Source organism: Sinorhizobium sp. (assembly GCF_059070375.1).
The window spans coordinates 1691736-1708962 of record NZ_JCACWC010000003.1; the positions used below are offsets into that span (position 1 = coordinate 1691736).

The window sequence follows — 17227 nt, forward strand, 5'->3', positions numbered from 1 at the left end:
GCAGCGGTTCGACGTGCTGCGGCGATCTTCGCGCGTCTTGTCAGACGCGCGGCGCTGTAGCGCACTGACCTGCCCGCCCCGATCGCGCGCGAGCCGCCGGGGCGGGTTTGCTTTTAATTGATACCATAGATGCGCGTAGACCTGTTCGATTTCGACCTGCCGGAAAATTCGATTGCGCTGAGGCCCGCAAGCCCGCGCGACAGCGCCCGCATGCTCGTCGTTCGCCCCGACGGCGAACCGGTTCTCGAAGATCGCGGCGTCCTCGATCTGCCGTCATTCCTGCGGCCGGGCGATGCGCTGGTTTTCAACGACACCAAGGTCATACCGGCGCAGCTCGAAGGCGTCCGCTACCGGGGTGAGGACATAAGCACGCCCGTGTCGCTGACGCTGCATATGCGGGTTGCGCCCAGTCGCTGGAAAGCTTTCGCCCGTCCGGCCCGCAGATTGAAGCCGGGTGACCGGATCAGCTTCGGTCATGGCGGCAATGCCTGCCTGCTCGGATCGCTGGAGGCCGTGGTCGAGGAGAAAGGCGATGCCGGCGAGGTGACGCTTCGCTTCGATCTCTCGGGCCCCTCGCTCGATGAGGCGATCATGGCCGTCGGACACATTCCCCTGCCGCCTTACATCGCATCCAAGCGTGCCGACGATGCACGGGACCGGACCGACTACCAGACGGTCTATGCGCGCGAGGAAGGGGCGGTAGCCGCGCCGACTGCGGGGCTGCACTTTACCGACCGGCTTTTCGCCAGCCTGGACGAGGCCGGGATCGAACGGTATTTCGTCACGCTGCATGTAGGTGCGGGAACCTTCCTCCCCGTCAAGGCAGACGATACCGCCGACCACGTGATGCACGAGGAAATCGGTCACGTCGATCCGATGACCGCTGCGAAGCTCAATGCCGTGCGCGAACGCGGCGGCCGCATCGTCTGTGTCGGCACGACATCGCTTCGGCTGATCGAGAGCGCAGCCGCCGAAGACGGAAGCATCCGTCCCTGGTCGGGCGCAACCGGGATTTTCATAACGCCGGGTTATCGCTTCCGCGCGGTTGATATGCTGATGACCAATTTCCACCTGCCGAAATCGACCCTGTTCATGCTCGTCTCGGCCTTTGCGGGGCTCGAGACGATGCACGCCGCCTATGCGCATGCGATCGCAACGGGGTACCGATTCTATTCCTATGGCGATTCGAGCCTGCTCTTCCGGAAAGATTAGATGACCGAAGCGTTTCAATTCAAACTGCTTGCCAACGACGGCAATGCGCGCCGTGGCGAAGTGGTGACCCCTCGCGGGACGATCCGTACGCCTGCCTTCATGCCGGTCGGAACCGTCGGCACGGTCAAGGCGATGTATCTCGACCAGGTGCGCGATCTGGGCGCCGATATCATTCTGGGCAACACCTATCACCTGATGCTGCGCCCGGGCGCCGAACGGGTTGCCAGGCTTGGCGGACTACACAAGTTCATCCGCTGGGAGCGGCCGATCCTGACCGACAGCGGCGGCTTCCAGGTCATGTCGCTGTCAAGCCTGCGCAAGCTCAACGAACAGGGCGTTACCTTCAAGAGCCATGTCGACGGCGCGCTCTATCATATGTCGCCCGAACGTTCGATCGAGATCCAGGGCCTGCTCGGCAGTGACATTCAGATGCAGCTCGACGAATGCGTGGCGCTGCCGGCGGAACCGGACGAGATCGAGCGCGCGATGGAAATGTCGCTGCGCTGGGCAGAGCGCTGCAAGGTCGCCTTCGGCGATCAGCCGGGGAGGGCGATGTTCGGCATCGTACAGGGCGGCGACATTCCCAGGCTGCGCGAACGCTCGGCCCTGGCCCTCCGGGATCTGGACCTCAAGGGCTATGCCGTCGGGGGGCTGGCCGTTGGTGAGCCGCAGGAGGTCATGCTCGGCATGCTCGACGTGACCTGCCCCGTCCTGCCGGCCGACAAGCCGCGCTATCTGATGGGCGTCGGAACGCCGGACGATATCCTGAAGTCGGTCGCGCATGGGATCGACATGTTCGACTGCGTCATGCCGACCCGCTCCGGACGCCATGGGCTTGCCTTCACGCGCTACGGCCGCATCAATCTGCGCAATGCCCGACATGCGGAAGACATTCGCCCGCTCGACGAACAGTCTTCCTGTCCGGCGACTCGCGACTATTCGCGCGCCTACCTGCACCACCTGATTCGTTCAAACGAATCGCTCGGCGGCATGCTGCTCAGCTGGAGCAATCTGGCCTATTATCAGGAGTTGATGGCCGGCATCCGCAAGGCGATCGAAGAAGGGCGCTATACCGATTTCATGGCGGAGACCATGGAAGGCTGGCAGCGCGGCGATCTGCCACCGGTGTGATCTTCGCGCGGCCCGCCGGTAACTGCGATCTGCGCGCCCGAAAGTTTGGCTCCCCTGAACGACGCCGTCGCCGACGGCCTTCCACCGACAGAAACGAACTGGACCCTCCGGCGGTGCTGGTTTCATTTCGACAACCCGAAGCTATCAGAACCGATTTCGGAAGGTGGAATCGGAAATTCCGATAGCACAATTCTAATAAATGGGTTTGCGGACGGCGTCCGTTTGTAGAACTATCCCAGCAAAAAAAACGTCCAAGGAGTTGTTGAACGTTCAACGGGGGTAGGAGAAAACATGAAAAGATTTGCTGCTATAGCATCGGCGTCTCTGTTTATATTTTGCAGTTCGGCAGTGGCGGGCCCTACGCTTGATCGCGTCAATGAGAGAAAAGAGATGGTCGTCGCCACCAATGTCGGCTGGCCGCCGCAGGGGTTCCTCGATGAAAACAATGTCCTTGTCGGCTTTGACATTGATGTCGCCAAAGAAATCGGCAACCGGTTGGGCGTGAACGTGCGTTTCGAAACTCCGGAATGGGCAACCATGACCGGGGGGCACTGGCAGGGCCGTTTCGATCTCGGGGTCGGTTCCGTCGCTCCGACCAAGGCGCGCGCAGAGGTCATCGATTTCGCCGGAATCTACTATTACAGCCCTTACGTCTACGTCGTTCATGCCGAAAGCGGCATTCAATCGGAAGAAGATCTGAATGGTAAGGTTATCGGCGTCGAGACAGGCACGGCGTCCGAAGACTTCATCAACCGTCGCCTGGAGATCGATGCGCCGGGCTTGCCGCCGGTTCAATACAAACTCGAACCGGGCGAGGTGCGCACGTTTCCCGATTCCATGATGCCCTTCGACGACCTGCGTCTTGGCAACGGTGTTCGGTTGGACGCGGTCATCGCCCCCGAGCAGACCGCAAAAAATGCAGTCAGAAACGACTATCCCGTCCGTATCCTCGAGGATGTCTATCCCTTTCGGTCGCCCGCGGTCGTCATTGCCGATAAAGGCGACCCGGAATGGACTGCCAAAATAGGTGAAATCATCAAAGCGATGAAGGCAGACGGCACACTCGGAAAACTGACGACCAAGTGGTACGGCGCCGACTACAGCAAGGACTGACAACATCACGACGCCGGCGCTCTTCGGAGGTGCTGAAGCCACGACCAGAGCATCCGGTCTTCCAGGACCCGATGCTCTGGTTCTTCCCGTGTCAGGGAAAGGCCGCCCGGCCGTCCATGGGAGCTGATCCTGTGACAAGCACAGGAATGAGGGACCGAGATGTGTGGCCACTACATCGAAGCGAAGCGGGACGCTGTATACGGGCGGGAGCTTCCGCGCCGCCTTACTATCGTCACGGTTTATGAAACGCGCCGAGGGACCGCACCCTCTCTACCCTCATCCCTGTGCTCGTCACAGGGATCCAGCAGCGCCGCGTCTGCGGCGCGGGAAGCGTTCTTTCAGCCCAAGGACTTGGTCTGGCTGGATTCCTGTGACAAGCACAGGAATGAGGAGATCAAACAAAACAAACCGCTGCGGGAATCCCGAATCTAAACTGGCCTTTGTTAGAGCACTTGCAAGAAAGGTGTGGCGGTTCTCTGCCCGAAAGCGCGTAGTTTCAGAGAGCTATAGCGTCTCACTGTTTCAATGGCACAGTGAAACGCTATAGAAGGGGCTTCGACGATGTCGCTTGATTATCAAGGAGATATGGACGCCATTTAATCTGTTATTCATCGATCGTAGAGGCTCGACCTCATCGGAGAGGCCGGTGTTTCATGGTCGCTCGCCGTTCCGCGAATACTTCGCTATCGACTCTGCGTGGTGATTCCGAGCGAATTGCCGCGGGCACCGCAGCACGAGGTGAAACTTTTTCCGGATCCGCAGGGGCACGGATCTTTGCTCCTGCGCTGCAATCGGCCGATCAGGGGCAGCATGATCGCCGACGGGACCACTGTCGCCAACAGGATCGTCAGCTTGGACGCAATGCCGGGTATGACAAGGCGGCGGCCTGCTTTGAAGCCGCGCCAGGCCTTTTCAGCGACATAGCCCGACTCGAGCTTGGGCAGGATCTTGAACAGCGCGACGCGATTGGCGCCGGAGGTTGCCAGAAATTCCGTCGATACCGGGCCCGGCGCCACGCATGTGACGGTCACGCCGGTGCGACGCAGTTCCTGATGTAGCGCTTCCGAAAAGGAGCGGACGAAACCTTTGCTGGCATAGTAGAGCGCCATATACGGACCCGGCGTGAAGCTTGCGACCGAACCGAGATTGATGACGCCGCCGCGACCGCGCGCGACCATTGCCGGCAGGAAACGCAGGGTGAGTTCGGTAAGGGCGCGGATGTTGAGGTCGACGAGGCCGAGCTGTTCACCGAGCGGCAGGACCGTCGCCCCTCCGCGCAATCCATAACCGGCGCTGTTGACGAGTACGTCGCAGAACAGGCCGTTTGCGGACAGGAAGTTCTCGAGACCGAGCGTCGCGTCATCAGCCAGGAAATCCAGCGGGACCGTGAACGCCTCGCCTCCGGCCTTCCGGATACCGTCGGCGGCGGCCGCCAGTGATTCGGCCGAACGCGCTACCATTACGACCGGCGTGCCATCCCTCGCGGCCACTTCGGCGATTGCCTTGCCGATTCCCCGCGATGCACCGACAACGACTACGGCCGGGCGACTTTGACCCCCCGAAGTCATTGCGCTGCCCCGGAACCTGCCGCAGCGGTCACGTCGCGCCCAGATGCAAGCCCCTCCAACTCGGCGGTGATCTCACCGTTCAATATCCTCTCGAACCGCTCGAGGGCGCGCGCGACGTTGGCGCCGTCCATGACCCGGTGGTCATAGTGGATACGCACCGTGACCGAGCCATCCTTGTCGATCGGGCCGTAATTCAGAAGTGAGGTCAAAGGCGTGAGAGGGTTAAGCGATTCTGCGCCGAGGCCCGAATAGACCGACAGCTGAAATGTACCGAAACGGCGCGCCCTTTGCCGGCCGATATTCAAACCGAGCCACATTAGAAGCCATCTGACAGGGCCGGGGAGGCGGGCGATCTTCAAGGCGCGCCGGAATTCCTTGACCTCCAGCACGGGGCTGGTTCGCGCCGTCTGCATCAAGGACCCCAGCTCCGCGATCGAACGGCGCTCCGGATTCTTGATCGTCGTCAGCAGCACGATTCGTTCGCCCTCGTACTCCCTTTCATGTGCGATGGAAGCGATGCTTCCGGGATACTCGTAGAGCTGCGGTCTGGGAAACTTGACGTAAGCGCGCCGCAACTCGGGCGTCTCCTGCGCGAGAAGGGCGTATCCTTTGAGGAAGAGCGCGGTCCAGGATGGTCTGCTTTCAAGCGATGTTCTGGCCTTGAGCAACGGCCCGAGATTCATCCGCCGCTGCACGCTCACCCGCGGCACCTTCATCGAAAATCGCATGAGATCCCCGACCAGGCGCCGAGACGCTGAAAGCTTGAGGGCTCGGCCTCGCATCATGCACCTCTAGTAAATGTACGGAATGATCCGCTTGGTGTCCGCCATGTAGTCGCGATACTCAGAGCCGAACATTTCCATCATCATGCGTTCCTCCTTGTCCACCCTCAGAAGAAAGAGGACCGCGAAACCGGCAAGACCCGCCAGGCCTGCGACCCAGTTCGGCAGAAGAAACGCCTGGCCGACGCCCATCAGCAGGAACGAAGTATACATGGGATGGCGGACCAGGGCGTAAGGACCGCGGCGAATCAGTTCGTGCTTGTCGCGAATCTCGAGCGTGATCGACCAGTTGCGCCCGAGTTCCTTGTGGGTTCTGCGAAAGACCCACATGGCCAGACAGAAAATCGCGGCACCGACCACGACGGCCCAGAGCCGGGCAGGGCGGTCGGCTCCTTCCGGGATGCCGGTTGCGACATAAAAAGCGGGAATGATCGCGAGGCCGAGCAGGGCGGCCGCCAGCCCCAGCATCTCGGAGGTTGAGCGGCGATGGCTGACGACTCGCACGCGCTTGGCCCGGCGTTCATAAGGGCGGCGAATCAAGTACCAGGCAACGATTCCGAGCACCCAGGCGATCTCGCCGATGGAGGATACCGACATGTCTAGTTCCCCAAATCCTTAGCATGCGCCTGGCGTCAACGATCGGGCGGGAACCTTCTTCAGCCGATGCTTCGCAGCGTGATTCTATATCGAACGGTGACGGCTGGATCGCGAGCTCTGTGCCCGTCGCCTCTCAACCTCCGTTCATCTCCCGAAGCCTTGTAATGAATTCCTGCGGTCTAAGCCAGATGCCGGGCGTCTTATAGCCCATGGAGCGGGCGATTTCGGCCACGAAGGCGTTGCAGTTGTACAGCGACGCGTGCCAGACCTTCGACCTGGCTTTCAGTTTGTCGATGAAAGCCACGACCTTGTTGTATTCCGCCTCCGTCAGCATGACGCGCCAGCTTGCCGAGCGGTATTCTTCCTCGAGATCACCGTCGCTCGCGCCGGTTTCGGCGGGAACGGGCACGAAATGGCCAAGGACATACGGCGCCGGATCGAGTGTGGCCGGTGCAAGGCCGGCAACCTGACGCTGAACGACCGCGCCAGACTTGTTCGTGCGCCCGTAGATGACGTAGGTGTGGCCATAGCTCAGCGCGTAGCGGGAACGAAATTCGATGAAATATCCCTGCTCTCGCGCTTGAGATTCGAGTTTCGCCGGCCCATTCAGGCTGCTGGAAACGTAGCGCGGTTCGGGATTTTTGTCTTGTGTCTGGCATGCTGCTGCTGCCAGTGCGACCAAGATCACAAAGGATATGCGGCCTCGTGCAAGCGTCATCACACCACTTAGATTGTCTTCCGAGTTCTGACAATCCAGACCTCGGGCCGGCTTGCTGGAGTTCTTGACACGTACTATGCCGTCAGTCTCACAGCCGGTCTAGCCTGAATAACGCGCCGTGGGAGAGCGCTCGTTGAGCTCTCCCACGGCGCAAAGTCACTGTTACTTGTATACCGGCGCCGGCTCTACCGTATCGACGGCAGCAGGCGGCGGGGCCTTACCCTTACCTTTGCCGATCGTATCACACGCGGTGAGGCCGGCAACGGAAAGCAACGCAATCATCACAACTAGAATTCGGCTCATCAAGTAGTCCTTTCCTCAATAGTCGGAATGGGTTATCGAAGGCAACACTTCAAGTAATAGTGGCGATTTGCGCCGGGGCCTAGTGCAGAAAGGACACAGTTGATAACCGCTTTATGGTTACCGGGTTATCAACCGCGTCGGAACACACGGGGCTTAGTCATTTATACCGAAATGTAACGGAAAACGCCATCAAACGATCAGCACGGTCGTACCCACCGGGGTACGGCTGTAGAGATCGACGATGTCGTCGTTCGTCAAGCGAATGCACCCGCTCGATACGGCCTGCCCGATCGTCCAGGGCTCGTTCGTCCCGTGCAGCCGGAACATAGTGTCGTTTCCGCCCTGGTAAAGGTAGAGGGCCGCGGCTCCAAGCGGGTTATGCAACCCGCCGCTCACTCCGCCGGCATATTGTGCCAGATGCGGCTTGCGGCGAATCATGTTTGCAGTCGGCGTCCAGGAGGGCCACTCCGCCTTGCGGCCGATTTTCGCCCGGCCTTTGAGAGTGCGGCCTTCCTCACCTACGCCGATCCCGTAGCGAATCGCCGAACCGCCACCCTGAACATAATAGAGATAGCGTTCTCCCGTATTGACAACGATCGTTCCGGGCGCTTCGCCGCCATAATAGGCGACCTCCTGCCTGCGGTATCGTGGGTCTATACGGGTCCTGGCCGTTTGCGGGCTGTCGGCTGGTCGCAACGAACTGCAACCGGAGGCCAATAGAGCCAGGCTACCCAGCACGAGTACCCGGCGCGTAATGCGATCGTTCTCCATTCTCACCTGCTGAGTAAATTGTGAGTCCCTACGATTTCGTGTTTAACACCCAAGCGCGTGTCGGCCAAGCCTTGCAACGGTTACGACCGCAAGGATGAAACCTCTTGCGACCGGAACCGGCGTCTGATCGACTGGTTCCGGGAAGCAGCGGAGACAAGGAGCGGCACGATGAAACTTGGCCTGGAAGGAAAAATCGCAATCGTGACCGGCGCGGGTTCCGGCATCGGCGCCGCCGTTTCCAGGCAACTTGGCGGCGAGGGTGCGGAAGTGATCGTCGCCGACCGCGACGCCGAAGCGGCGCGCAGCGTCGCCGCCGAGATTCGCTCAGCGGGGGGTAGGGCGCGAGATTTCACCGTCGACGTCACCGACGCGGGGGCGGTGGAGCAGATGGTCGCCTACGCCGCGCGGGAATGCGGCGGATTGCATCTGGCGGTCAACAACGCAGGCATAGAGGGGCCGCGCAAAGCGACCGCGGACTACCCGCTCGAAGATTGGCGCAGGCTGATAGAAGTCAACCTGAACGGCGTCTTCTACTGTATGAAATACCAGATCGCCGCCATGCTCGGAAAGGGCGGCGGCGCCATCGTCAACATGTCCTCGATTCTCGGCGCGGTCGCCTTGCCCACCGCGTCTGCCTACACCGCCGCCAAGCACGGGGTGGTGGGGCTCACCAAAGCTGCCGGGATCGAATATGCAAGAATGGGGATTCGCGTCAACGCGGTCGGTCCCGGCTGGATCGAAACGCCGCTTCTGTCGGGACATTCGGAATTGGCGAAGACACGACGCCTGGAAGCGCTGCAGCCGCTCGGCCGGCGGGGAAAACCGGAGGAAGTTGCGGCTCTCGTCTGTTTCCTGCTGTCGGAACAGGCGAGCTTCATCACCGGCAGCTATCATCCGGTCGACGGTGCCTTTACGGCGCATTAGAGCACTTCCGGGAAAGGTGGATAACGGCATTCCGTCCGGAAGTGCATAGTTTCAATTTGTTGGACCGCGGCACGACGCAATTCCCGGTCAGATCCGCCGTCTCTCTGCCACGAGAAACACGGCCAGCACGAAGCAAAGCAGGCCAAGGGACGATGGCAGCCCCTGATGTCCGATCAGTTGCATCGCCAGTCCGGTCGCGGGCGAGCCCACGATGCCGCCGATGCCCCATACGAAGGCGAAGGCCGCGTTGCCGGCGATCAGGGCCTGGCCGGTGAAACGTTCGCCGAGCTGGATCAGCGACATTGTGTAGATTCCGAACGAGGCTCCGCCCCAGACGAAAAAGAGCGGCCAGATGAGCCATGATTCGAAGATCGCCGGCAGCAGCAGGCAGCCACCCAGTGAAGCCAAGGCGCAGAGCATCATCGTCCGCAGCGACCCGAACCGTTCGGCCACCCGCCCGAGCAATATCTGCAGCACGGCATTGCCTGCGATGAAACAGGTGATGAGCGAGGCGATGCGCCCTTCTGTGCTGCCGAGCGCCGCGCCATAGACCGCGAACAGGGAAAGCAGGGTCTGCTCCAAAGCGGCGGCGGCGAAAACCGCGAACAAGAGGAGCGGCGCCAGTGCGAAAAAGCCTCCGACCGATGTCGCTTCGCCTTCATGTGGCATCTTCGGCAGGTGCGGCACGACCGCAAGCACGATCAGCCCGCAGAGAAGGAAGGCGACGATGCCGACCATGAAGGGCGGCCACCCTTGCGTGCCGACAAGACCGAGCGAGAGCGGGCCGATGGCGAAGCCGCCCGAGACGATCGACGAATAGAGTCCCATGATGCGGCCGCGCCGCCGCGCGGGCGTGATCGAGAGCAGCCAGGTCTCGCTGATCACGTAAAGCGGATTGGCGAAGAAGCCGAGCAGGAAACGCAGCGGCATCCAGATCCAGACCTCCCGCGACCAGCCGATTGCGATCAGCGTGAGCGCGGCCAGGCCCGAACACAGGATCGCAAGCCGCGCCCCGCCAATGCGCCGCGCCAGTGCCGGTATGAAGAGGGCGGATACGATGAAACCCAGCGGGGTCATCGCCGCGGACACGCCGATCAGGCCGGGCGTCGTCCCCTGCCGCTCCAGGATGAAGCTGAGCAGGGGATAGGTAAGCCCCTGTGCCACGGCGAACACCGTGACGGTGGCGATGATGCCGGCCATGGCGGCCCATGGGATCCGCTCGTGGAGCGATAATGTCGTGCTTTCAGTGGTCATGCAGACTACGCCTATACTTGCCAGAAGAGCTTGGCGATCTCCGCCTCGGCCTCAAGCCTCGTCAGACCGATATCGCAGATCAAATGCGGATCGTCCTTCAACTTCTGCTCAAGTTCGCAGCGAAAGCGCTTCCGCTCCTCCCACGTCGCGATAATGCTTCGAAGGGTCGCGAGGCGGTAGGGCCGACGCGGCATTTCCGTCATAACGGAGGGGGTATCGTTCATTGCAACCTCCATACGGCTTAAGGGGCAGAGCCCTCGACCTGGGGAGGACGATTCTGCGGGATGCGAAAAGCGTCGTAATTAAGCTCCTCCAAAAAGTTCTCAAAAACTTCCAAACGCACTATAGATGCGCCTATGCAGCGATCGCGCATCGTCTTTGGTCCGTTCGTCCTTGATCCGGGTGCGGGAACGCTCGTTCGGAACGATGATCCCGTCGCCGTCGGCTATCGCGGGCTGAAGCTGCTTGAGGCGCTCGCCGGACGGCCGGGCGAAATCCTGGGAAAAGCCGAGTTGATGGATGCGGCGTGGCCGGGCAGGGCGGTCGAGGAAGGCAACCTCACCGTCCAGATCGCGCAGCTGCGGAAAATGCTTGGTGCGCCCCCCGACGGCGGAGAATGGATCGCCACGGTTCCGCGGGTCGGCTACCGCTTCACGGGCCCTGTCGAACAGGTCGGTGGCGCGAAGCGAAATCCACTGGCGCTGCCCAACGAACCATCGATCGCCGTGTTGCCTTTCGTTAATTTCAGCAGCGATCCGGAGCAGGATTCCTTCGCGGATGGGTTGACCGAAGACCTGATCACCGACCTGTCCAGGATCTCCGGCCTCTTCGTCATCGCGCGCAACTCGGCCTTCGCCTTCAAAGGAAAGGCGAGGGACGTGCGCGAGATCGCTGCGGACCTTGGCGTACGCTATCTGCTGGAGGGTAGCGCACGACGCGCCGCGGGGCGCGTGCGCATCAACGCACAGCTGGTCGATGCGGTGAGCGGCAATCATCTATGGGCGGAACGCTTCGATCGCAGCCTCGAAGATATCTTTGCAGTTCAGGACGAGGTCACCGGCAAGATCGTGGAGGCGTTGCTCGGCCGGCTGCGCCCACAGCCGCCGCGCAATCGCCCCAAGAATCTCGAGGCCTACGATCTCTGTGTGCGGGCGCGCAAACTGATCGATGATTCGCCTCAGACGGCGCGGGAAGCGCATCTGATGCTCACGCGCGCGATTTCGCTTGATCCGGAATATGCCGAGGCCAATCGCTGGCTTGCCATGAACCACTGGATGAGATGGGTGCATTGGGGCGAACCGGTCGAGCCGAACCGTAGCATTGCTTTGGAACTGGCACGCAAAGCCGTGGCGATCGATCCGAACGATGCCGGCTGCCATTGGGTGCTGGCCAACCTGCTTGCATATGAGCGCAGCTTCGCCGAGGCGGATGCGGAATTCGCCAAGGCGATCGAGCTCGACCCGAATGAGGCCGATACCTGGGCGACTTTATCCGACATAGCGGTCTTGGCCGGGCGGGTGGAGGAGGGCCTTGAGCACATCCGCAAGGCGTTCCGGCTGAACCCGTTTCCGGCAAGCTGGTACTATCTGACGCTCGGCCAGGCCCAATATGCCGCCGGCGAATACGAAGCCGCCGTCGAGACACTGCGGAGGGACGAGACGTATCGTACCAGCTCGCGACGTTTCCTGGCGGCAAGCCTTGCCCAACTGGGCCGGCTCGACGAGGCGCGCGCCGAGGTCGAACTGTTCCTCGTCGCCAACCCGCATTTCACAACCCGACACTGGGCGAGTACGGAGCCGTTCCGCGACCCTGTGACGCTTGCGCATTTCGTTGACGGTTACCGCAAGGCGGGTCTACCGGAGTGACGCGTATCCATCGTCCGTTCGTGGGGCCTATTCCTCGAAGCGACTCGTTTCATCACGATCCCGCTCGTATCGTCTCTTGAGGGGAAACGGCGGCAGCCAGGATTCGCGACGAACGGTCCAGCTTTCGTAGGTTGGCGTCAATTGATCCGGGGCGTCCAGGGATCCCAGGTTCACCTCGATTTCGTCTCCGGTGCGTGCGAAGACGGTCGAGCCGCAACGGGGACAGAAATGCCGACCGGCGTAATCGCGTGTCTCGCCATCGACCGTCACAGAATCCTCAGGGAAAATGGCGGACGCGTGAAAAAGGGCCCCGTGATGCTTGCGGCAGTCGAGACAATGGCAGAGACCGACTCGGTATGGTCGTCCCGACGCCACCAATCGCAAGTTGCCGCACAGGCAACCGCCTGTGAATCGGTCCATACCGTGTCTCCCTTAAAACAAGCGGTCCAGCGTTGACGTTGTCCGGCATCCCGAGAGGTGCGGCTTGTCGCATGTCTATCTGGTAGAATGTGACGGGCTGGTCCGGGTTGCAAGAGCCGGGCCGGGTGAGGGGCTTTCTTTCCCTTGCTTAGCTTTTCGGGGTTTCAATCTCCGCGCTCTTGGGAGATCGTTCCGGATAAATTCAAGCGACCGGATTCGCCAGGAGCGCGCGCAATGCTTCCGGAAATTAAGCTCGTTGCGGACGTGGACGTAGTGGCCATGTCGCCACTGGTTCGCGGCATGGTCATGGCCATCTCCTATGCCGAGACCGAAGGCGGCATCGGTCTGACTGCGTCCGGTGCGATGAACCGTAAGTTTGTGCACTGGGCCGCTGTTCACTTCGATTGGCCCGGCAACACGCCGGAGGACCTATACAGCGTCAACAAGGTTCTGAACGAAGCTGACATGCCGCCGCTTTCGGTGGTCCACGACATGCTCAAGCACCTAAGGCTTGTGCGGCGAAAAAAAGACCGACTGTTTCCCACCAAACGCGGTCGGGATTTTCTTGCAAGACCCCACACCTTCTTCGATCAGATCGCGACGGACTATCTTTATGCCTATATCGACTACGGGCAGACACGGGACGATGTGCGCGTGCGGATGCGGTGGTGGCACGTCTTTCTCAATCTTATCAATATCAAGGCGAGAAAGGGCTGTTCGCTGGACGACCTGGTGAGCGAGTTATACCCGAGCGAGTCGTACTCGCTGGCGCAAGCAGATATGATTATCCAAGCTTCGACGATCAGAGCGGAGTTCCGCTACGACATTGTTCGGCCCTTGTGCTGGCTGGGATTGCTGCAGGAAGAGCGCGAAGGGCTAGATTTTCTGCAGGACGGTACCTATTACAAAACACCTCTATGGACAGCCTGTTTAGAGTTGGAATCCGATACAGAAGCCGAGATCACTATCTCTTGAGACACATGCAAAGATCTGCAAGAGGCAAGCCATTGTTTTCATTGCCATGTCGCACTTGGAAATAGAATGTACCCCCGCTACATGTAATGTCACAGCTATTTAAAGATGAGACAAAGTAGTCAACTTAGAAACGCGACAACATCCTATCCATTACTACTGCATTTGCAAGTTGCTATATTTAAAAAGTACGGAGACGCAAGCCGCCGGCCGGGTGGAGCTGGTCAGGGTTGCGCAGCCCGGTCGGCGGCGGATGGCTCCAGCTGCAAGATAAACTTTAGCTTTGACATCCCGATCACTCCGCCGCTTTCAGCTGCGCAAGGGCTTGCTGGCGCTTGGCGATGACCACCGGATCCTTGGTAAAATCCGTCTTCCGGCCAGGCTTCGTGCCGCGCTTTTGATAGCCATTGCTCTGGCTGCCGTCGCGAATGCCGAACATATGGTCCGTCTGGCCGGTGCGGCGCGGCCCGCCCTTGCTGCGCTGTTGCTCTCGTCCGGCCTGCATTTCGGCCACCACCGCCAGCATGTCATCAAGGCGCTTGTTCTCAACCACCTCGCAGCGGTGCACCGAGCGCAGCGTGTCGAAGGTTCTGTAGGGCAGGGACGTCCCCTCATGGGTGACCTCGAGGCGACCGTCGGGATAGTCGCAGACAATGACCTTCTTGCCGGCCAGCGCCGTGGCGAGGTCGGTCGGATCGAGGATGAACATCACCTTGTCATAGCGCAGCGTCAGCGACTGCGACAGCTTGCGGATCTCCTTGCGGCACATCGCGCCATCGAGGTTCTCATGCGCGGCAAACGGCCGGTGCATGTCCTTCGGATTGCGCGGCGCCTTGCCAAAGCGGCGATTGAAGTCGGCCATGAACTCCGGCGCATAGGCATTCGCCGCGGCGATCGTGTCGATGCCGCGCAGCCGCAGTTCCTTGACGAGGCGATCCTGCAGCGTCTGGTTGGCGCGCTCGACGCGTCCCTTGGCCTGCGGGGTGTTGGCGCAGATGATGTCGATGTTGAGTTCATAAAGGGCTCGTCCGAACTGCGTCAGGCCACTGGTTCTGTCCTTCTTGGAAGCATGGGTGGTGCGGAAGACGCCATGCTTGTCGCTATAGAAGGCGATCGGCTTGCCCCATTGCTGCAGGTAGGCCTTCGTCGCGTGCAGATAGTCGAAGGTGTTCTCCGATCCGGCGAAGCGTAAGTGCAACAGCTTGCCGGTGGCATCGTCGATATAGACGAGCAGGGCGCATTTGGGACCGCGGTTCTCGAACCACCAATGAAGCGAGCCGTCGATCTGAACGAGTTCGCCGAAACAATCGCGCCGGCCGCGCGGCTGGAAAACCCGCTTCTTGCGCTCGCGTCGCGACACCCAGAGGCCGACTTCCATCATCCACTGACGCAGCGTCTCCTTGCTGACGGCAATCCGGTGGCGTTCCAGCAGCTTCTCGGCGGCCAACGTAGGTCCAAAATCCCCGTAATGCTCACGCACCAGATCGAGCACCAGGTTGCGGAAATCCTCGCTATGACGCCGGTTGCTCGGACGGCCGCGCTTCTTCGACACGAGACCGTCGGCGCCGTCCAGGTCATAGGCCTGCAACAGCCGGTGGACCTGACTGCGGCTGAGACGAAGCAACGCGGCCGCCTCGACGACGGTCAGGCTGCCACCGCGAATCCGCTGTATGAGTTCAAGACGATGCAATTCCTTCTGCGACATGGTGATCAAACAAGACATGACGACTCCGAACGCTCATGGTCTCAACCACGCTTCACGTCGCCAGTCTTCCTTCCAAACGTTGACGTTTGACCAGCATCCCGAGAGGCGACGACTGTCGCATCTCTAACTGGCTCATATGTCGCATCTCTAAACTGCCGCTACATGTAAACATCGCATAAGATAGATTATGGAACAAGCCGCTGTGATCCGAGAGAGGCGTAAGTCGCATCGGATCAGTGACTTATATAAGATCTCTGATATGGGACTTTATGCGTCTTCCGCCGACGGCCGGTCGATATCGAATTCCATGCGCATCATGTCGTAAGCCGGCTCGACGTGATCCGGCGTCTCGGCGCACACGGTCTCGTAATCCATCGGCACATGCATATGCGTGAGCACGGCGCGTTTCGGCCGCAGTCGGTTGATCCACACGAGCGACTGCACCAGAGACAAGTGACTCGGGTGAAATTTGTACTGCAGCGTGTCGATGACGAGCAGATCGAGCCCGCCGAGCTTCCCGACCGTTTCTGCCGGAAAGTCGCTGACGTCGCTGCAATAGGCAAAACCGCCGATGCGGAAGCCGAGCGAATGGACGTTGCCGTGAAACTGCATCAGCGGCTCGAACGAGATCGGCCCGCCGGCGCCATGGATGGTCAACGGCGGCAGGTCGTCGGGAATAACGTACGGCTCGACGATCGGCGGATAGCCGCTGCCTGGCGGCAACTCCAGACAATAGCGGAAGCCGTCGCGAATACGGGCCATCGTGAACGCATCGGCCCAGATCGGCACGCGCCTGCGATTCTCGATGACGAAACCGCGCAGATCGTCGATCCCGTGCAGATGGTCCGCATGGGCATGGGTGTAGAGCACGGCATCGATGTGGCGTACATTCGCCGCGATCATCTGGGCTCGGAAATCCGGGCCGGTGTCGATCACCACGGTCGTCTTGCCGCCGTCCGGCGCAAACTGTTCTACGAGCAAGGCCGCTCGCATGCGACGGTTGCGCGGGTTCGACGGATCGCAGGCGCCCCAATCACCGGTGATGCGCGGCACGCCCGGCGACGAGCCGCAGCCCAGAATGGTGAAGACCCGCCGAAATGCCATTTCAAAGCCTCGGCATCTTCGAGAAGATCCTGAAGGCGTTTTCGGTGGTGATTTCGGCAATCTCCTCGCTGGAGACGCCGATGGCTTGCGCCAGCACCTCGGCCGTGTGCGCCACGTAGGCCGGTTCGTTGCGCTTGCCGCGGAAGGGCTTCGGTGCCAAATAGGGCGCGTCCGTCTCGACGATCATCCGATCGCGCGGGACTGTCCTGGCGATGTCCCTCAGTTCCTCGGATTTCGGGAATGTCAGGATCCCCGAAAAGGACACATAGCCGCCGAGCTCGACGCCGATTCGGGCGAGGTCCGGGCCGGACGAGAAGCAATGGAGAAGGAAGGGGAAGGCGCCCTTCCCCGATTCCTCGGTTAGAATCGCAGCCATATCGTCGTCGGCCGACCTGCTATGGATGACGAGCGGCAGTCCGGTTGTTCGCGCCGCCGCGATATGCCGCCTCAATCCCTCCGCCTGCGCGTCGCGCGGCGCGTTGTCGTAAAAATAATCCAGCCCCGCCTCGCCGATCGCGACGACCTTGGGATGGGCGGAGAGCCGAACGAGATCGTCGGCCGTCACGTCCAGTTCCTCATCGGCATTATGAGGATGCGTGCCGACGGAACAGAAGACGCTCGGATATTTATCGGCGATGGCGAGGATCGTGTCGAACCGTTTCACCCGGGTCGAAATCGTCACCATCTGCGCCACGCCGGCCTCGCGCGCTCGCTCGATGATTGCGTCGCGTTCGGCCTCAAAATCCGGAAAATCGAGATGGCAATGGGTGTCGATCAGCATGCTTTCG

At 60.8% G+C, this 17227-nt stretch carries 18 protein-coding genes; 6 read left to right on the forward strand and 12 right to left on the reverse strand.

Annotated elements, in window-relative coordinates:
- The first annotated feature begins 129 nt into the window (after window positions 1-129).
- The 3 genes from queA (at window position 130) to AC5J09_RS20150 (ending at window position 3456) form a co-directional block, all read left to right on the forward strand.
- Window positions 130-1212: a tRNA preQ1(34) S-adenosylmethionine ribosyltransferase-isomerase QueA gene (gene queA / locus AC5J09_RS20140; RefSeq protein ID WP_440853603.1), complete on the forward strand. Its 1083-nt coding sequence runs from the start codon at window positions 130-132 to the stop codon at window positions 1210-1212.
- Window positions 1213-2343 carry a tRNA guanosine(34) transglycosylase Tgt gene (gene tgt / locus AC5J09_RS20145; protein WP_275597970.1) on the forward strand — a complete coding sequence of 377 codons (1131 nt, stop codon included), beginning with the start codon at window positions 1213-1215 and terminating at the stop codon, window positions 2341-2343.
- A 291-nt stretch (window positions 2344-2634) separates the two neighbouring features.
- A complete protein-coding gene (locus tag AC5J09_RS20150) occupies window positions 2635-3456 on the forward strand; it encodes a transporter substrate-binding domain-containing protein (RefSeq protein ID WP_494298332.1) in 822 nt (273 codons plus the stop codon).
- A 683-nt stretch (window positions 3457-4139) separates the two neighbouring features.
- On the opposite strand, the gene AC5J09_RS20155 is transcribed toward AC5J09_RS20150, so the two are convergent.
- The 6 genes from AC5J09_RS20155 to AC5J09_RS20180 all read right to left on the reverse strand — a co-directional run bounded on the left by AC5J09_RS20155 (window position 4140) and on the right by AC5J09_RS20180 (window position 8195).
- Window positions 4140-5024, reverse strand: a complete 885-nt coding sequence (locus AC5J09_RS20155) for an SDR family NAD(P)-dependent oxidoreductase (RefSeq protein ID WP_338283082.1) — start codon at window positions 5022-5024, stop codon at window positions 4140-4142.
- Window positions 5021-5806, reverse strand: coding sequence for a hypothetical protein (locus tag AC5J09_RS20160; RefSeq protein WP_494298333.1), 786 nt, complete (start codon window positions 5804-5806; stop codon window positions 5021-5023). The genes AC5J09_RS20155 and AC5J09_RS20160 overlap by 4 nt, the downstream gene beginning before the upstream one ends.
- A gap of 9 nt (window positions 5807-5815) precedes the next feature.
- Window positions 5816-6403, reverse strand: a complete 588-nt coding sequence (locus tag AC5J09_RS20165) for a protein-S-isoprenylcysteine O-methyltransferase (protein WP_494298334.1) — start codon at window positions 6401-6403, stop codon at window positions 5816-5818.
- A gap of 133 nt (window positions 6404-6536) precedes the next feature.
- Entirely contained in the window at window positions 6537-7121 is a 585-nt protein-coding gene (locus AC5J09_RS20170; RefSeq protein WP_324763374.1) for a hypothetical protein, read from the reverse strand.
- A gap of 162 nt (window positions 7122-7283) precedes the next feature.
- The gene (locus AC5J09_RS20175) at window positions 7284-7424 is read right to left on the reverse strand and encodes a hypothetical protein (RefSeq protein ID WP_003529619.1); all 141 of its coding nucleotides are present in this window, start codon (window positions 7422-7424) and stop codon (window positions 7284-7286) included.
- 189 nt (window positions 7425-7613) lie between these two features.
- Complete coding sequence (locus AC5J09_RS20180) at window positions 7614-8195, reverse strand: L,D-transpeptidase (RefSeq protein ID WP_100673983.1); 582 nt, start codon at window positions 8193-8195, stop codon at window positions 7614-7616.
- A gap of 168 nt (window positions 8196-8363) precedes the next feature.
- Here AC5J09_RS20180 and AC5J09_RS20185 point away from each other — a divergent pair, with 168 nt between their 5' ends.
- Window positions 8364-9119, forward strand: a complete 756-nt coding sequence (locus AC5J09_RS20185) for an SDR family NAD(P)-dependent oxidoreductase (protein ID WP_494298335.1) — start codon at window positions 8364-8366, stop codon at window positions 9117-9119.
- Window positions 9120-9206: 87 nt separating this feature from the next.
- On the opposite strand, the gene AC5J09_RS20190 is transcribed toward AC5J09_RS20185, so the two are convergent.
- Complete coding sequence (locus AC5J09_RS20190) at window positions 9207-10373, reverse strand: MFS transporter (RefSeq protein ID WP_494298336.1); 1167 nt, start codon at window positions 10371-10373, stop codon at window positions 9207-9209.
- Between the two features lie 11 nt (window positions 10374-10384).
- Window positions 10385-10597, reverse strand: coding sequence for a DUF1127 domain-containing protein (locus tag AC5J09_RS20195; protein WP_494298337.1), 213 nt, complete (start codon window positions 10595-10597; stop codon window positions 10385-10387).
- 132 nt (window positions 10598-10729) lie between these two features.
- Here AC5J09_RS20195 and AC5J09_RS20200 point away from each other — a divergent pair, with 132 nt between their 5' ends.
- Window positions 10730-12238 (forward strand): winged helix-turn-helix domain-containing tetratricopeptide repeat protein, encoded by a 1509-nt coding sequence (locus AC5J09_RS20200; RefSeq protein ID WP_379940803.1) that lies wholly within the window; start codon window positions 10730-10732, stop codon window positions 12236-12238.
- 27 nt (window positions 12239-12265) lie between these two features.
- On the opposite strand, the gene AC5J09_RS20205 is transcribed toward AC5J09_RS20200, so the two are convergent.
- Window positions 12266-12658, reverse strand: coding sequence for a GFA family protein (locus AC5J09_RS20205; RefSeq protein ID WP_324763379.1), 393 nt, complete (start codon window positions 12656-12658; stop codon window positions 12266-12268).
- Window positions 12659-12892: 234 nt separating this feature from the next.
- Here AC5J09_RS20205 and AC5J09_RS20210 point away from each other — a divergent pair, with 234 nt between their 5' ends.
- Window positions 12893-13633, forward strand: a complete 741-nt coding sequence (locus AC5J09_RS20210; RefSeq protein ID WP_494298338.1) for a hypothetical protein — start codon at window positions 12893-12895, stop codon at window positions 13631-13633.
- Window positions 13634-13925: 292 nt separating this feature from the next.
- On the opposite strand, the gene AC5J09_RS20215 is transcribed toward AC5J09_RS20210, so the two are convergent.
- From AC5J09_RS20215 to AC5J09_RS20225, 3 genes are all read right to left on the reverse strand, one after another.
- Window positions 13926-15353 carry an ISNCY family transposase gene (locus AC5J09_RS20215; protein ID WP_275596165.1) on the reverse strand — a complete coding sequence of 476 codons (1428 nt, stop codon included), beginning with the start codon at window positions 15351-15353 and terminating at the stop codon, window positions 13926-13928.
- Between the two features lie 249 nt (window positions 15354-15602).
- Complete coding sequence (locus AC5J09_RS20220; protein WP_494298339.1) at window positions 15603-16439, reverse strand: MBL fold metallo-hydrolase; 837 nt, start codon at window positions 16437-16439, stop codon at window positions 15603-15605.
- 1 nt (window position 16440) lies between these two features.
- Window positions 16441-17220 (reverse strand): TatD family hydrolase, encoded by a 780-nt coding sequence (locus tag AC5J09_RS20225; protein ID WP_494298340.1) that lies wholly within the window; start codon window positions 17218-17220, stop codon window positions 16441-16443.
- Window positions 17221-17227 lie beyond the last annotated feature (7 nt).

What these genes read in the sequence shown, in the direction of transcription:
- tgt (WP_275597970.1), top strand. Translation starts at nt 1,213, where the DNA reads ATGACCGAAGCGTTTCAATTCAAACTGCTTGCCAACGACGGCAATGCG.
- AC5J09_RS20220 (WP_494298339.1), bottom strand. Translation starts at nt 16,439, where the DNA reads ATGGCATTTCGGCGGGTCTTCACCATTCTGGGCTGCGGCTCGTCGCCG.
- queA (WP_440853603.1), top strand. Translation starts at nt 130, where the DNA reads ATGCGCGTAGACCTGTTCGATTTCGACCTGCCGGAAAATTCGATTGCG.
- AC5J09_RS20210 (WP_494298338.1), top strand. Translation starts at nt 12,893, where the DNA reads ATGCTTCCGGAAATTAAGCTCGTTGCGGACGTGGACGTAGTGGCCATG.
- AC5J09_RS20215 (WP_275596165.1), bottom strand. Translation starts at nt 15,353, where the DNA reads ATGTCTTGTTTGATCACCATGTCGCAGAAGGAATTGCATCGTCTTGAA.
- AC5J09_RS20175 (WP_003529619.1), bottom strand. Translation starts at nt 7,424, where the DNA reads ATGAGCCGAATTCTAGTTGTGATGATTGCGTTGCTTTCCGTTGCCGGC.
- AC5J09_RS20200 (WP_379940803.1), top strand. Translation starts at nt 10,730, where the DNA reads ATGCAGCGATCGCGCATCGTCTTTGGTCCGTTCGTCCTTGATCCGGGT.
- AC5J09_RS20195 (WP_494298337.1), bottom strand. Translation starts at nt 10,597, where the DNA reads ATGAACGATACCCCCTCCGTTATGACGGAAATGCCGCGTCGGCCCTAC.
- AC5J09_RS20185 (WP_494298335.1), top strand. Translation starts at nt 8,364, where the DNA reads ATGAAACTTGGCCTGGAAGGAAAAATCGCAATCGTGACCGGCGCGGGT.
- AC5J09_RS20150 (WP_494298332.1), top strand. Translation starts at nt 2,635, where the DNA reads ATGAAAAGATTTGCTGCTATAGCATCGGCGTCTCTGTTTATATTTTGC.
- AC5J09_RS20165 (WP_494298334.1), bottom strand. Translation starts at nt 6,403, where the DNA reads ATGTCGGTATCCTCCATCGGCGAGATCGCCTGGGTGCTCGGAATCGTT.
- AC5J09_RS20180 (WP_100673983.1), bottom strand. Translation starts at nt 8,195, where the DNA reads ATGGAGAACGATCGCATTACGCGCCGGGTACTCGTGCTGGGTAGCCTG.
- AC5J09_RS20160 (WP_494298333.1), bottom strand. Translation starts at nt 5,806, where the DNA reads ATGCGAGGCCGAGCCCTCAAGCTTTCAGCGTCTCGGCGCCTGGTCGGG.
- AC5J09_RS20190 (WP_494298336.1), bottom strand. Translation starts at nt 10,373, where the DNA reads ATGACCACTGAAAGCACGACATTATCGCTCCACGAGCGGATCCCATGG.
- AC5J09_RS20155 (WP_338283082.1), bottom strand. Translation starts at nt 5,024, where the DNA reads ATGACTTCGGGGGGTCAAAGTCGCCCGGCCGTAGTCGTTGTCGGTGCA.
- AC5J09_RS20205 (WP_324763379.1), bottom strand. Translation starts at nt 12,658, where the DNA reads ATGGACCGATTCACAGGCGGTTGCCTGTGCGGCAACTTGCGATTGGTG.
- AC5J09_RS20225 (WP_494298340.1), bottom strand. Translation starts at nt 17,220, where the DNA reads ATGCTGATCGACACCCATTGCCATCTCGATTTTCCGGATTTTGAGGCC.
- AC5J09_RS20170 (WP_324763374.1), bottom strand. Translation starts at nt 7,121, where the DNA reads ATGACGCTTGCACGAGGCCGCATATCCTTTGTGATCTTGGTCGCACTG.